At 63.0% G+C, this 15,302-nt stretch carries 10 protein-coding genes; 4 read left to right on the top strand and 6 right to left on the bottom strand.

Translation table 11 applies throughout. From position 1 onward, the window contains the following. Together ABSG20_RS13975 and ABSG20_RS13970 are read right to left on the bottom strand one after the other, a co-directional pair. Window positions 1-584, bottom strand: a 584-nt coding sequence (locus tag ABSG20_RS13975; protein ID WP_423865094.1) for a transglycosylase domain-containing protein, incomplete at its 3' end; no start/stop codon positions are given. A gap of 208 nt (window positions 585-792) precedes the next feature. After that, on the bottom strand, window positions 793-2,085 hold the full coding sequence (locus ABSG20_RS13970) for an N-acetylmuramoyl-L-alanine amidase (protein WP_423865093.1): 1,293 nt from the start codon (window positions 2,083-2,085) through the stop codon (window positions 793-795). Window positions 2,086-2,811: 726 nt separating this feature from the next. Between ABSG20_RS13970 and ABSG20_RS13965 the strand changes: the two genes are divergently transcribed. Both ABSG20_RS13965 and ABSG20_RS13960 read left to right on the top strand, forming a co-directional pair. After that, entirely contained in the window at window positions 2,812-5,946 is a 3,135-nt protein-coding gene (locus ABSG20_RS13965) for an Rne/Rng family ribonuclease (protein WP_423865092.1), read from the top strand. Window positions 5,947-6,495: 549 nt separating this feature from the next. Then, a complete protein-coding gene (locus ABSG20_RS13960) occupies window positions 6,496-6,735 on the top strand; it encodes a hypothetical protein (RefSeq protein WP_423865091.1) in 240 nt (79 codons plus the stop codon). A gap of 60 nt (window positions 6,736-6,795) precedes the next feature. Here the strand turns inward: ABSG20_RS13960 and ABSG20_RS13955 are convergent, their stop codons facing one another. Together ABSG20_RS13955 and ABSG20_RS13950 are read right to left on the bottom strand one after the other, a co-directional pair. Beyond that, window positions 6,796-8,502, bottom strand: coding sequence for a bifunctional protein-serine/threonine kinase/phosphatase (locus ABSG20_RS13955; RefSeq protein ID WP_423865090.1), 1,707 nt, complete (start codon window positions 8,500-8,502; stop codon window positions 6,796-6,798). Between the two features lie 80 nt (window positions 8,503-8,582). Beyond that, window positions 8,583-8,864: a hypothetical protein gene (locus tag ABSG20_RS13950; protein ID WP_423865089.1), complete on the bottom strand. Its 282-nt coding sequence runs from the start codon at window positions 8,862-8,864 to the stop codon at window positions 8,583-8,585. 269 nt (window positions 8,865-9,133) lie between these two features. Here ABSG20_RS13950 and ABSG20_RS13945 point away from each other — a divergent pair, with 269 nt between their 5' ends. Further along, window positions 9,134-10,456: an ammonium transporter gene (locus tag ABSG20_RS13945; protein WP_423865088.1), complete on the top strand. Its 1,323-nt coding sequence runs from the start codon at window positions 9,134-9,136 to the stop codon at window positions 10,454-10,456. 362 nt (window positions 10,457-10,818) lie between these two features. On the opposite strand, the gene ABSG20_RS13940 is transcribed toward ABSG20_RS13945, so the two are convergent. Both ABSG20_RS13940 and ABSG20_RS13935 read right to left on the bottom strand, forming a co-directional pair. Next, a complete protein-coding gene (locus tag ABSG20_RS13940) occupies window positions 10,819-12,153 on the bottom strand; it encodes a dicarboxylate/amino acid:cation symporter (RefSeq protein ID WP_423865087.1) in 1,335 nt (444 codons plus the stop codon). A 164-nt stretch (window positions 12,154-12,317) separates the two neighbouring features. Next, on the bottom strand, window positions 12,318-13,505 hold the full coding sequence (locus tag ABSG20_RS13935) for a pyridoxal phosphate-dependent aminotransferase (protein ID WP_423865086.1): 1,188 nt from the start codon (window positions 13,503-13,505) through the stop codon (window positions 12,318-12,320). Window positions 13,506-13,785: 280 nt separating this feature from the next. On the opposite strand from ABSG20_RS13935, the gene ABSG20_RS13930 reads away from it, so the two are divergent. Next, window positions 13,786-15,192 (top strand): M48 family metalloprotease, encoded by a 1,407-nt coding sequence (locus ABSG20_RS13930; protein WP_423865085.1) that lies wholly within the window; start codon window positions 13,786-13,788, stop codon window positions 15,190-15,192. The last annotated feature ends 110 nt before the right edge of the window (window positions 15,193-15,302 follow it).

Genomic DNA, 15,302 nt, shown 5'->3' with positions numbered 1-15,302 from the left:
ACCGATTTGTCGAAATAGACCAGCGAGGCCGCGGCGATGCCGTAAGCGCCAAGACCGAGATAGATTTCATTGAGATAGAGTTCGAGGATCTTGTCCTTGGAGTAGGCGCGCTCGATCCGCATCGCCAGCAAGGCTTCCTTGATCTTGCGGGTGAACGAGACTTCGTTGGTCAGAAGAAAGTTCTTCGCAACCTGCTGGGTGATCGTGGAGGCGCCCTGCGGGCGCCGGTTGGATCCGTAGTTTTGCGCGTACAGCACCGCCGCGCGCGCCATGCCTGAAAAGTCGATACCGCCGTGCTCGTAGAAGTTCTTGTCCTCGGCCGCCAGGAACGCGTTGATAACCAGTTTTGGAACCGCCTGGATCGGCAGATACAGCCGACGTTCCTTGGAGTATTCGCCAAGCAGCGCGCCATCGGCCGCGTGGACGCGCGTCATGACGGGGGGTTCATAATCCTGAAGCTGAGAATAGTCCGGCAAGTCCTTGGAAAAATGCCAGATCAGCCCGGCCACGCCGGCCACGCCCACCAGAAACACCACGGTTCCAGCGGCGAACAGAAAACCCAAGAACCGCACCAGCAAGCGCATCATCAAATATCCGTTTCAGCCCATGCGCCTTAACAACCGGCGTTTTCCCTTGATTAGACCACCGCTGCTGGAAGATGTGCCATTCCACGCCGGCGTAAAGCAAGTTGGCCGAGGGGGTATTTTTATCGAATCTGAGGCCGTCAAGGTAGTTTTTTATAGGGCCGCCGCTGTGGCCAAACTAGGGCTTCCAGTATCGAGTAGCCCCTTTTCAATTCGCCGCCCCTGCCGTCGCGAGACGCTTGGCGAAAAAGGCGTCGATCGCCTGCGCGATCGATCCAACGGTTCGGGAACGCCAGTCCTCGGATACGAGGTGTTCGAGATCGCCCTTGTTCGACACATAACCGAGTTCGATCAGGACCGAGGGCACATCTGGAGCCTTCAATACCTTGAAGCCGGCAGATTTCAGGGGGTGCTTGTGCATCCGCACGCTGGTTTTCATTTCGGCCATCAGCATGCGGGCGAACCGGTTAGAGAATGTGCGGGTTTCGCGCTGGGCCAGGTCAATCAGAATGTCGGCGACATCGGAGGGCTCTTCGGTCAGATTAACCCCGCCAATGGCATCGGCCTTATTTTCTGCCTCCGCCAGTCTTTCCGCCTCGTTGTCGGAGGCATGGTCGGACAGCGTGTAAATCGTCGCGCCCTGGGCGTCGCCTTCCTCGCGCGGCAACGCGTCGGCGTGGATCGACACAAACAGCGACGCCGACTGATTGCGAGCGATCCGAACCCGCTCGGCCAGCGGAATGAAGGTATCGTCGCTTCGGGTCATGACGACACGATATTTGCCTTTCTTTTCAAGGCGATCGCGCAACGCCAAAGCAAATCCCAGCACCAGGTTCTTTTCGCTTTCACCGCTCGATTGGGTGCCATTGTCGGCGCCGCCATGCCCCGGATCGATCACCACCACGGGACGCGAATCGGCGGCCGCGACCAACTTGGGCGTGGCCATTCCGGGCGTGGCGACGGCACCGCCGGCGTCTGCGACGGCGGCCATCAATTCCGGCCGAGCCTCGGCCGCGAGCGTTTGTATAAAGGCTGAGCGATCGACTTCTTCGAGTTCGATCACCAGACGCGGCGGCTGGCCGTTGGCCGCTTCGAGCACGTAGGATTGCGCGATCTTGGCCGGGCCGGCCAGATCGAACACAATCCGCGAACCGCCCGGCATGACCAAGCCATAACGGAATGCCTTGATCAGCCCACGCCCCACAGTGCCGGTCCCGGCAGCGAGCTGAAACCTGACCTCGGGGATATCCACCACCACCCGGTAGGGATCAGCCAGGGCAAAGGCGCGAAACTGGATGGCTTTGTCGAGATCCAGCACGAAGCGGGTTTGTCTGGCGTCGCCGGCCAGGCGAGCATCCGAGGCGATTGCATGATCCGACGCCCTGACCGAATTCGACGATTGGCCCGGTGCCGCGCCGACTGACACGTCGGAACATAGCAATGCGGCAGCGCAGAACAGAGCGCATCCCAGCAAAACACCATCATTTGCGCGGCTCGCCAACGAATTCCTGCCTCCGAGCGGCCCTCTTACCGCAATAGAACCCCAAGGTTAACGGAACCTTAATGTCCTTTCGGCGATCCTCAAATGTCCTTTCAGCGAATAAAGGCGCACTGTTGCCGCGTTGCGACGCTTCCCTTGCACGCGCCGACCAATCCACGTATGTAAGGGAGGCTGACGGCTAAAATTCCCGGTTGTGTCGCGTTCAGCCTCCCGGTGCAGCGCCGGAACCTTCGCATTTTGGAGATTCCAGCGTCTTTCCGATCCCTCCGCAGCCAGCGCAGCGCGCGGCTGAACAAGGAGCGGCGGTTTCGAGCCCGAGCGGCGTCCGGTCCCAGGTTACCATCTTGTTCCCGGGACCGCTTCAGAAACGGCATAGCTGGATATCCGGGCCCTAAGGGGCCCAATATGCGATGGACGGCGGCGCTTTGGCGCCGCGCCGGGCCTTCAGCGATAGACAAGGCGGCGCCCTTTGCCGCCAACGTGTTCAGACGGGCCGACGCTTGATGCGCCAGACAGTGTTGCCGACCAAGATCCGGGTAAGGACCGCGCCGATGCGGGGCGAAAGCTCCGCGCGTCGTCTTGCTTCACCGGGATCCCGTTCGGACCGGCGCCCCGGGTTGCGTTTTGGCCTTCCCCTCACCCCCGAATCAGGTGGACCGTCGCGTCACCCGGCGGCGCGACACGCGCTTACCGTGATACGCGCCCGCCGCCGTCAAGAGTTCCAAAATGCCGAACAAAATGTTGATCGATGCCACCCACCCGGAAGAAACCCGGGTCGTTGTGGTCCGCGGCAACCGCGTCGAAGAATTTGATTTCGAAACCGCCCAGCGCAAGCAGCTGCGCGGCAACATCTACCTCGCCAAGGTCACGCGCGTAGAGCCGTCGCTGCAGGCGGCCTTTATCGAGTATGGCGGCAACCGACACGGTTTCCTGGCCTTCAGCGAAATCCATCCGGATTATTATCAAATTCCGGTCGCCGACCGCCAGGCGCTGATCGAAGCGGACGAGCGCGCCCACCGCGAGGCCGAAGAGGAGACCGAAAGCCGCTCCAACCGCCGCCGCCCGCGCCACCGCAGCTCGCGGCGCCGCAGCAATGCCGATCGCGTCCAGAGCGAGATTGTAGAGAGCGCCGGCAGTGATCCGTCGCAGGCCGTGGAGTCCGATCGGGGTCATGGGCCCGCCGACGGCGTCTACGACCACCCGCACGACGCTGAACATCATGCCGATGCGGAGCACCACACCGATGCGGAGCATCATGATGATACCGATAATCATCACGAGCATGACGATCTCGGGTCATCGCGTGACCATGAGCCTGGCGAGCATGACGACGAGCATGATCATGATCACGCGCATGACGACGATGACCACGATCACGCCATCGAGATGACCGCAGCGGTTACCGCCTCCGGTGATGTGACGGCCGCACCGGGCGTCGTTGCGTCAGCCAGCGCCGAGTTGCCCAGGCAACACGCGCATGATGAGCGCTCTGACGAAGACCACGCGCGCGAGAACGCGGCCCATGCCGACGATGCGCCGCACGCCGAGGACGGCGGTGCGGCGCCGGTCGAACTGGAAGGTGATGAGCCCACCACGGCGCCGCATCACGCGGAACCTGCTTCCGAACTTCATGGCGACGATGACCAGGACGACGATGACGACGGTGAAGATGCCGACGAAGAGGTTGTCGAATCGGTCGGCGGCGACGACGTCCTGGAAGAGGTGCCGGAGCGTACCTTCCGTCCGCGCCGTCAGTACAAGATCCAGGAAGTCATCAAGCGCCGGCAGGTGATGCTGGTGCAGGTCGTCAAGGAAGAACGCGGCAACAAGGGTGCCGCGCTTACGACGTATCTTTCGCTGGCCGGCCGGTACGCGGTGTTGATGCCCAACACCGCGCGCGGCGGCGGCATCAGCCGCAAGATCACCTCGGCGCAGGACCGCTCGCGGCTGAAGGAAGTGGTGCAGGATCTCGATGTGCCCGAGGGCATGGGCATCATTCTGCGCACCGCAGGCGCATCGCGCACCAAACCCGAAATCAAGCGTGACTTCGAGTACCTGATCCGGATGTGGGAAACTGTGCGCGACATGACCCTGAAGTCGCAGGCCCCGACCCTCGTCTACGAGGAAGGATCCTTGATCAAGCGGTCGCTGCGCGATCTCTACAACAAGGAAATCGACGAAATCCTGGTCGCTGGCGAGGCCGGCTTTCAGGAAGCCCGCGATTTCATGAAGATGCTGATGCCGACGAATGTGCGGGCGGTCAGGCAGTATCGCGATGGCCAGCCGCTGTTCTCGCGGATGGGCGTCGAGAGCCAGCTTGATGCGATGTTCTCGCCGATCGTGCAATTGCGATCCGGCGGCTATATCGTGATCAACCAGACCGAGGCGCTGGTTTCCATTGACGTCAATTCCGGCCGTTCGACCCGTGAGCATCACATCGAGGATACCGCGCTCAAGACCAACCTGGAGGCATCAGAGGAGGTCGCCCGGCAGCTGCGGTTGCGGGATCTCGCGGGCCTGATCGTCATCGACTTCATCGACATGGACGAGAAGCGCAACAACCGCTCGGTCGAGCGCAAGCTCAGCGATTGCCTGCGGCAGGACCGCGCCCGCATCCAGGTCGGGCGTATCTCGCATTTCGGCCTGCTCGAAATGTCGCGCCAGCGCATTCGCGCCAGCGTGCTGGAGAGTTCGACGGAGCCCTGCCCGCAATGCGGCGGCAGTGGCCATGTGCGTTCGGTGTCTTCGGTCGCGCTGCAGCTGTTGCGCGGCCTGGAGGAAATCCTGATGAAGGGCGCGACCCACAATCTCGTGGTGCGCACCCGGACCGATGTTGCGCTGTACGTCCTCAATCACAAGCGTGGTCATCTGCGCGACCTCGAGAACAGCTTCAAGGTTTCGCTTGCCGTGATCGCCGACCCGACCGTGAGCGGCCAGCAGTCGTTCATCATCGATCGCGGCGAACAGGTGCATACGCTGGAAGCCGCCAAGGCGCTGCTGGCAGCGCAGGTAGCGGCGTTCCCGCCGCAATCAGATGAAGCCCTCGACGAGGACGAGCCATTCGACATCGAAGTTGAATCGGAAGTGGAAACTGAAGAGACCGAAGGCTTGGCCGACGACACCCCGGCCGGCGAAGACAGTGGTACCGAGGCGGGTACCGAGGCGGATGGCTACAAGCGCAAGCGGCGGCGGCGACGACGCGGCCGAACCGGCGAGGCGCGCGAAGGCGGTCCCGCGCGCGACGAGAGCGTCGTTGCTCGGGTGGCTTCGATCCCGGCCGAGGTTGCCGGAGCCGCTGGCGACGACAGCTACTCCGACGAGGAGGAGACCGACGATCTGCCCGGCACGGTTCGCACCGATCCGGCGGCAGGCGGCGAGCGGCGGCCGCGCCGTCGCGGACGTCGTGGCGGACGCCGCCGGCGCGGCGGACTGGAAGACGGTCTGGCCGGGTCGATCGTGGACGAACTGGGTCCGGCAACCGCTCCAGAGGCCAGCGGCGCGGTTGCCGATTTCGACGGATATTCGTCCGTGCCACCGCTGCCGGAGGTTCAGCCCGAACCCACTGCGCCGCCGCCCGAACAGCAACCTACGGTTTTAGTTGAGCCGGAGGCGGCGTATGCGCCTGCTTCCGAGGACAACACCCAGGAAGCTGAACGAGCTGCGCGACGGCGCTCGACCGTGCGCGAGAAGGTCAGTTTCCTCGCCGCGGCGCCGACCGATGTAGCGGCGCCCGTCCAACACGCGCCTGAGCCGCCGGCGGCCCCCACCCCCGTACCGGCAGCGCCAGCTTCCGAGGCCCCCAGCGAAGGCCAGCCCCGGCGCGCCGGATGGTGGTCGCGGCGCTTCGGCAGCGGCGAATAGCGAAACTGGTTTGCGATATCTGAATCCGCCCGGCTTTGTCCGGGCGGATTTTTTCTGACGCCGCGCGAGAGCCATCCGTCCCGCCCAGATGCGGGACCCGCTTGGCTGACGAACTCGCCCTCCGCTGTCGTGATGCGAGCGCGTCGCGATGGAAATGCGGATTGATCCAGATCATCGCGGCTGCAATGCGCGCTCAGATCCGGAGCGCGGACCCATAAGCGTAGCCAGCCGCGAAAAGCAAACACTGACGCGGGTACGAGCGAATACGCCGAGAACGGGGCCGGCTTCCCGCTCCCGATCGCGGCGCAGCTTTGTCTTGCGGCGTGCAACTATCGTGAAAGCAAAACTGCACTGAACTTTGGACAACGACGTTGGCAAGGATGTCGGCGAGACAGCGTTTGCCTTGGATAACCGAACATCATCGCGCCGGGATGTCTTTGCGCTGGATCAAGCAGCCGATGTATAGAAGCAGCAATACCCTGCCCCACCGCGCCTGTTCGGGGGGAATAGCGCGATGCGGAGCCGTGGACGCGCCTGAATGTTACCAGCATGGCGAAGCCAGCGACGATCGGACTAAGCTATGGCGCTCTCCGCAAGGAGTGCTTGGACGCGGTCAGGCAATGGCCCGGCTGCGAGACCATTGGCGGCATTCAAATAGTTCGAGACGGTAAACCGGGCAGTTTTTCAGTGCGGGTGACTTTGTACGGCAAGGCCGACACGAAAATCGCCAACCGGGCGATCAATTGCGTCCAGCGTGAAAAACGACGGCATTTCCATCTGAATGACTGATCGAGGCAACCGCCGTCGGCGTCGCCTCTTCGCCATGTGAAGCCGGACCGCAACTTGATCTCAATGCCGTAACAGCGACAGCAGCAGCGCCAGCGCGAGCAGCGCCGCCACGCCCTGCCAGAACCGCAGCGGGGCGCGTTCATAGAGCGTCCGCGGCCGGCGCACCGCTGGCGGCGCGCCGGCCGGTCCCGCCTCCATCTCCACGGCAAATTCGGCCATGTCGCGAAGCCGTTCACGGGGATCGGTTGCGATCGCCCGGCCGAGCGCGGCCTGGAGCCAGGCCGGCAGGTCCGGACGCAAGGCCGACAGCGCTGCCGGCCGGTCCCGGCGCGGCGGGCTGGTGGCGTCGGAATTGCCATAAGGAAACTCGCCCGTGTAGGCGCGGAACACGGTGACGCCGAGGGCGTAAATGTCGGTCGCCTCGTTCCCGGCTTCGCCGTCCAACATCTCCGGCGCCATGTAGGCGAGGGTCCCCGGAATGTCCTCGGGCGGGGAATCTTCCCATCCGGATATGCGCACCACCCCGAAATCGATCAGTTTCAGCGACCCACCGCCCTCGAGAATTACGTTGTCCGGCTTGATGTCGCGATGCACGATGCCGGCGCGGTGCAGCGCCGCCGCCGCGCGCGCCAGCGCGATCGCGATATGACGGCCTTCCTCCAGTCCCAAAGCGGGGCGGCGCGTGAGCCGCGTTTCCAGAAGTTCGCCCTGATAGAGCGGCATCACCGTGTAAAGGCAGGTCTGCCGCCCCGGCGGCTGCTCGATGATGCGACCGAGCCAGGGGCTGGTCACCCGCGTCCCCGCCCATGCCTCGCGGGCGATCGCCGCGCGATAAGTCGCTACATCGGCCATCCGGGGCTTGGGAAACTTCAACGCCACCTGGCCACCCTCGACCTCATCCTCGGCACCGAACAAGCGGGTATAGCGCCCGTCGGACAGCAAAACCTGGAGCACAAAACCGTCGATCGTCTCGCCGCCTGACGGCACCGGGATCAGCGGCAGTTCGGCGATGCCGGCACCGATCTCGGCCGAATCCGCGGTCGGCAAGCCAACCACATCGAGCACCATGGCGGTGCAATTGTCGCTGCTGCCCGATTGCAGCGCGGCGCCGACCAGCGCACGTGCGGTATCGTCGGAAGAGACGCGCTCGCGCAGAATCTCAGCGATGGTCTCATCCGTGACGTATCCGTGCACGCCATCGCTGCAGAGCAGGAAGCGGTCGTGCTGCGCGACCGGCTGACTGGCATAGTCCAGCCGCACCTCCGTCTCGACACCCAGCGCGCGGTTAAGAATGTTCGACCGGCCGGTGCCTCCCTGCCGGACATGGTCGATGGTAAGGCAGGTCAGGCGGTCGCGGCTTAGCCGATAGGCGCGGGTGTCGCCGACGTGCAGGACATGCGCCACGCGACCGCGCAGTACCAGCGCCGTGAATGTGCATCCCATACCCTTCAACTCGGGATTGCGCTGACCTTGGGAATGGATCCAGCCATTGAGCGCATTAAGGACCGTGGCGGCGGCCCGCCGCACCTCGATCGTCTCGGGCAGATCGCAAAACCCATCCAGGAAACCGCGCACCGCGATCTCCGCAGCCTCGCGGCCGCCCCCGGTGCTGCCGATACCATCCGATATCGCGGCTATCACATCGCGACGCGGCACGGGCAGTTCCGGGCCGAAAACCGCGCCGGCGAAATCCTCGTTGCGCTGGCGCGGTCCCTTCTCCGAGGCGAACCCGACACTTACCTTGATGCTGGACACCCGCTGGGCCATCCCGCCGCTCCAATTACCAACAGACGGCCGGCCGCCGGATCGTCACGCGGGGTGGCGCGCCTGATTCCGCGACGGCGCCCTCAATTCTGCAGCTGGCAATGATGATAGAGAAAATAGCCCCCGGTGCTCGAGGCGACGACCACGGTAAGTTTCGCGGATTTGCGGTCGAGCGTGTAGTTGCCGCCGTCCGATGCGTCGTGCCACGAAATCTGCCCGTCGCTGATGCGAGCTGGATTGGAATCTACGGTACCTTTGTCATAGTCGATCCTGATCTGCCAATTGGTGCCGCTTGCCAGATTGGTACAGGTGACCGCGCTCTCGCCGTGTTGAGTTTCAGCACTGACGGTGGCAGGAATCGTCATACCGACTGCCAGCGCAGCAATTTCAGCTCCGAGTCGGAGCAGAACCATTGATCGCATCAACGCACCCCCTACTGCTTGTTATGTAATCATCTGCATATATTTTAATCACAGAGCCGTTTGCCCAGACCTGATTTTCACTGAAAATCCAAAAGCATTCAATGTCCAGTTGATCCCCCGGCAAGTGGTATACTCCTTGCGTTTTGGTGAATGCTGGCCCCGCCGCCGGCGGGGCTGGATTTTGTTCATGTAAAGCTTGGGGGGTATTTCGAATGGCACTCGTACCGTCACCACAATGGCTGGATACAGGAAATAATGCGTGGCAACTCGCCGCCGCAACTTTCGTCGGCCTGCAAAGCATTCCTGGACTGACTGTTCTCTATGGCGGCATCGTCAAAAAGAAATGGGCGATCAACTCCGCGTTCATGGCCATGTACGCGTTCGCCTCAGTCTTGGTCGTCTGGGTCCTGTTTGACTACAACATGGCGTTCGGACCGCAATTGTTTCCATTCCTCGGTACGCCGGGCTTGGCGACATCGGCGGCCTTTACAACCGGTCAGGCCATCATTCCAGCTGCGGCATCGGGCATGCCGGGGCTTACCTTCCCGATGGCGACACTGGTTTTCTTCCAGTTCGTATTCGCCGCCATCACCGTCATCATTCTCGCCGGTTCAGTGCTTGGCCGCATGAACTTCACGGCGTGGATGATCTTCTGTCCGGTGTGGATGACCTTGGTCTATACGGTGGGGGCATTCAGCATATGGGGCGGCGGCTGGCTCGCAGCCATGGGCGTGGCGGACTTCTCGGGCGGCTACGTCATCCATCTTGCCGCCGGCACCTCCGGCTTCGTCGCCGCATGGGTGATCGGTCCGCGGCTGCAGGCCGACCGCGACCATTTCCCGCCCAACAGCCTGTTGATGACGCTGGTCGGCGCAGGAATCCTGTGGCTGGGCTGGAACGGTTTTAATGGCGGCGACCCCTATTTTGCCAACGCCAATGCCGGCGCGGCCGTGCTCAACACCAACACCTGCACCGCGGTGGCGCTTCTGGTCTGGACGCTGATGGACAAGATGGCCTACGGCAAGCCGTCGGTGCTCGGCGCGGTCAATGGCATGATCGCGGGCCTGGTCGCCATCACGCCCGGCGCGGGTTATGTCGACGGCATCGGCGCGATCATCATCGGCATCGTCGCCGGCATCGTTCCGTGGCTCGCCATGAACAAGCTGCAAAAGACCCGCTTCATGATGAAGGTGGACGATACGCTGAGCGTGTTTTCGACCCACGGCGTGGCCGGGCTCACCGGCGGCCTGCTGACCGGGATCTTCGCCAATCCCGCCATGCTGCTGTACATCGGCACCGACAAGGAGGCGCCCGGCGTCAACGTGACCGGCTTGCTCTACGGTAACGCCCCGCAGCTCTTGCTGCAGCTGGAGGGAGCGGCGTTCATCATCGTGTACAATGTGATCGCGACCTTCATCATCCTCAAGGTCATCTCGTTCATCGTGCCGCTGCGGATGGACGATGCCACCCTGAAGGTGGGTGACGACGCGGCTCACGGCGAGACCGCCTACGCGATCGGTGCGGAAGGCGAATAGTCGGCAGCGTCCGGCTTCAGCCACAACTTTTGCGGTCCGCGGGCCAGCTTCGGCTCCCGCGGTCTCGCAGCCGCGGCTGATCCAAGGCCGGGGCTTTTTTGCGCGTATCGACCCAGCACCGTCGGCTTGGCGGCGGATTCCGGTCGGCGAAAGCCGTAGCGGCTTTTATCCCGCGGTCGGACCTGACCGATCCTGCGCGAATTCAGCCCGTCCATTGCGTTCTGATGCGCCGAATGCCTCGTCCGACGCTCCCAGGGCGCCCACCGTTACCGTTCCAATGTGATCGGGCGAAAGGCGGCGCCGTTGGCTTCGGCTCCATATCGACCGCGCCGCGTTGTCGGCCCAACGCGCGGCCGAATTGGCTAACCCGTGGTAACCGCCAATTCAACGTCCGACGGGTCGATCTGCTGGTTGAGCCGGGCATGCAGCCGTTCATGATCGAGTTCGCCCTCCCACCACGACACCACCACCGTCGCGACGCCATTGCCGGTGATGTTGGTGAGCGCGCGCACCTCGCTCATGAACTTGTCCACCGAAAACACGATCGCCATGCCCGGCACCAGTGCCGGATTGACCACACTCAGCGTTGCCGCCAGCGTGATGAAGCCCGCGCCGGTGACCCCGCTGGCGCCCTTGGAGGTCAGCATGGCGACGACCAGGATGGTCAATTGCTGGCTGAACGTCAGGTCGACACCGAGCGCCTGGGCAATGAACAGCGTGGCAAGCGTCATGTAGATGTTGGTGCCGTCCAGATTGAACGAGTAGCCGGTGGGTACCACCAGTCCGACCACCGGCTTGGAACACCCGAGCCGCTCGAGTTTCTCCATCAATTGCGGCAGCGCGCTTTCGGATGAACTGGTGCCGAGCACGATCAGCAGTTCGTCCTTGATATAGGCGATGAACTTGAAAATATTGAAGCCGATCAGCCGCGCGATCACGCCGAGCACGACGAACACGAACAGCGCCGCAGTCAGATAAAACACGGCGATCAGCCCAACCAGATTGCCAAGCGCCGCGGGTCCGTATTTGCCGATGGTGTACGCCATGGCACCAAAGGCGCCGAGCGGTGCCGCCTTCATGACGATGGCGATAACGCCGAAAACCGCGTGCGCGGTGTCGTCGATGATGTCGCGCAGCCGCTGGCCGCGTTCGCCGAGCGCCATCAGCGCAAAGCCGAACAGGATGGCGAACAGCAGCACCTGCAGGATATCGCCGCGCGCCAGCGCGCCGACCACGCTGTCCGGGATGATGTTGAGAACGAAATCGACCGATTTTTGCGCTTCCGCCTGCTTGACGAAGGTTGCGACCGCCGCTGCGTCCGGCTTCGCGGCCAGCCCGTGGCCGACCGGGATCAGATTGCCGATCAAAAGGCCAAGCATCAGCGCGAACGATGAAACGACTTCGAAGTAAACCAGCGCCTTTACGCCGATGCGGCCGACCTTCCTGGCGTCCTGGATATGCGCAATACCGGACACCACCGTGCAGAAGATGATCGGCGCGATAACCATCTTGATCAGCTTGATGAAGCCGTCGCCGAGCGCCTTGATCCAGTCGTTGGTGGCGAGATCGGGCCACAACCAGCCGATCACAACGCCGATCAGGATGGCGATCAGCACCTGAAGATAAAGGATTTTGTACCAGGGTTTTGCCGGTTTCGCCGTGCGAACCCGCCCCTCGGTTGCGATCGTTGCCGCCATGACGTTTACTCCCCTCAGCACTCGCCGATCCGTCCCTAGGCTGTCGCGCGGGCGGCGATCCTGTCGAAAACAGCCAAAATCAATTAGCCCGGTGGAGTCAATGGCGCCGGGGCCATTTCCCGGCGGCCGATCCAGTATCGGCGGGCGGGCCGTAATGGCCCGCTCTATCGGAGCCAGCGCACGATCCGCGCAACGGCCTCCCGCATCTCATCACCCGAGCGCGCGTAGGAAAAGCGAATAAAGGCGCGGCCATGGACCGGATCGAAATCGATGCCGGGCGTTGCCGCGACGAGCGCCTGCTCCAGCATCTGCCTGGCAAACTCCAAACTGTCCGACGTGAACGCTGAGACGTCGGCATAAAGATAAAATGCGCCGTCGGCGGGCAGCAACCGATCCAGGCCGGCTTGCGGCAAACCGTCGATCAGAATGCGGCGGTTCTCCTGGTAGCCGCGCTTGACTTCTTCCATCTCCTCGCGGCCTTCGAACGCAGCCTCGGCGGCGATCTGCGACAGGGTCGGAACCGAAATGGCAAGATTCTGTTGCAGCCGCTCGATCGGCCGCACCAGCGGTTCGGGAACCACCATCCAGCCAACCCGCCAGCCGGTCATGCAGAAATATTTCGAGAACGAGTTGATGACCAGCGCGTGGGGAGAAAGCTCCGCCGCCGTCACCGCCGGGAAGGCATAGTCGAGGCCATGATAAATCTCGTCGGAAATGAACCGGATGCCTGCGCCTTCGGCCGCCGATATCAGGCTGGTGAGCGCTTCGCGGGACATCATCGTGCCCGTTGGATTGGCAGGACTTCCGACCAGCACACCTTTCAGGGGAGTCCGGTGATGGGCGGCGAGCAGGGCTTCGCCGGTCAGCGCATGACGGGTTTCGCTGGATGTTTCGATCAGCACTGGCTCGCAGCCGAGCGCCGCGAGAATATGGCGGTAGGGCGGATAACCGGGCACCGTGACCGCAACCCGATCGCCCGGCTCGAACATCGCCAGAAAGCCGAGGATGAAGGCGCCTGACGAGCCGGTGGTGACCACGATCCGTTCGGCGTCCACGGCACAGCCGTAGGTCTCGCGATAGTGCCTGGCGATGCGAGCGCGCAGCGAGGGCATGCCCAGCGCGGAGGTGTAGTCGAGCCGCGCGCCATCGAGTGCGGCGCGAGCGGCCGATATCGCCGCCTTCGGCGCCGAAGCCGCCGGCTGTCCTACTTCCATGTGAATGACGTGACCGCCGGCCGCTTCAATGCGCGCCGCCGCTGCCATCACGTCCATGACCATGAACGGCGGAACTTGGCTGCGCCCTGACGCCGTCAGCAGGTGCCGGACACGGCTACTTGGTGTCGCTTGGAGCATCTATTTCTGCTATTTGAATGTGGCGCCGCCGATCTGAAGTTCCTGCTGGGATCGCCGCAAGCTCGGATCGGGAACTTGAGATCAGCGAGCGCTCCGGGAACATGGTTCTATTTGAGCCCCATTTGTTTCCCAACGTCTTTATCAGAGGGCTGCCCTAATGTAACGCGAACTTCGCAAATATGGCACCAATGCCCCAGACTAGCCGCATTCCACGCATTGTTAGGCCAAATCCCGGCCGGGCCAGATCCAGCCCCCCGCTGCAAGTGATGCAAAGACCGCCATGTTGCCTGACATAACGCTCCGTACCAAAGCCTCGAAGCTGACCGCCGTCACGACCGCGGTTGCGCTCGCCATGGCGCCGATGTCTGCCGGGCTTGCGCAGGAAAAAGGCCCGCCGGTGATCCGCGACACCGAGGCCGAACAACTATTGCGCGACTATACACGGCCGATCCTGCGCGCGGCCGGCCTGGAAAAGCAGAACATCCAGGTCGTGATCATCAACGACGGCGCGTTCAACGCTTTTGTCGCGGACGGCCGCCGCATTTTCGTCAACTACGGCGCGGTGATGCAGTCGGAGACCCCGAACCAGCTCATCGGAGTGCTGGCCCATGAAACCGGCCATCTGGCCGGCGGCCATCTCGCCAAGATGCGTGAGGAGATGTCGCGGGCGCAGACCCAGATGATCATCGCCATGCTGCTCGGCGCTGGCGCGATGGTGGCGGGTTCAAGAGGCGGCAACAGCAACGGCGGTCTGGCCAATGCCGGGGCTGCCGCGGTCGCCGGGCCGCAGGAAATGATCCGCCGCAGCCTGATATCGTATGTGCGCCAGCAGGAGGAAAACGCCGACCGCGCCGGGGTCAAGTTTCTGACCGCGACCGGCCAATCCGCCAAGGGCATGTACGACACCTTCAAGCGGTTTGCCGATGAAAGCCTGTTCGCTGCGCATGGTGCGGATCCCTATCTGCAGTCGCATCCGATGCCTGCCGACCGCGTCGCGGCACTCGAGGAAATCGCGCGTTCCAGTCCGTATTGGGACAAAAAGGACGATCCGGCGCTTCAGATGCGCCACGACATGGTGCGCGCCAAGATTTCGGCCTTCATGGAGCGGCAGGACACGGTCTATCGGCGCTATCCGATGTCGAATGAAAGCCTGCCGTCGCGCTACGCCCACGCCATCACGACCTACCTGCATGGGGACCTGCGCTCCGCGCTCGCCCAGATCGATGGTCTGATCCAGTTGCAGCCCAGTAATCCATACTTTTATGAGCTGCGCGGTCAGGCGCTGCTAGAGGGTGGCAAGCCCGTGGAGGCGATCGCTCCCCTGCGCCGGGCGGTGCAGCTCTCCAATAACGCCCCCCTCATCGACATGTTACTTGGGCAGGCGCTCGTGGCGACCGAAAATAAGGCCTATACCGAGGAAGCAATTGGGATTCTACGAGCGGCTGTGGCTCGCGAGAGCGAGGCGCCGCTAGGTTACAGCCAGCTCGCGATGGCTTATGGCCGAAAGGGAGATTTCGCGGAGGCCGATCTGGCGTCGGCGCAGGCCGCGTTTCTTCGCGGCGACAACAAGACCGCGCGCGAATTAGCCACGCGCGCCAAAACTCGTTTCGCCGTCGGCACACCCGGTTGGGTCAAGGCCGACGATATCGTCGCTGCAAAGCCGATGCCCGGCCAAAACAGCAAATAGAAATAAATCGAGCCGGCGCAGAGGAATTTCGAGAAACCGGCTTTCACCAGAGAGGATTTGCCAATGCCTTCGTTCCGCCTGCTCGCCGCCGCCCTGCTCGCGCTCGCGCT

This window comes from Bradyrhizobium sp. (assembly GCF_049512235.1).
GTDB lineage: Bacteria > Pseudomonadota > Alphaproteobacteria > Rhizobiales > Xanthobacteraceae > Bradyrhizobium.
The sequence above is the reverse complement of the archived record's forward strand: the minus strand, read 5'-3'. Positions and strand labels throughout refer to the sequence as shown.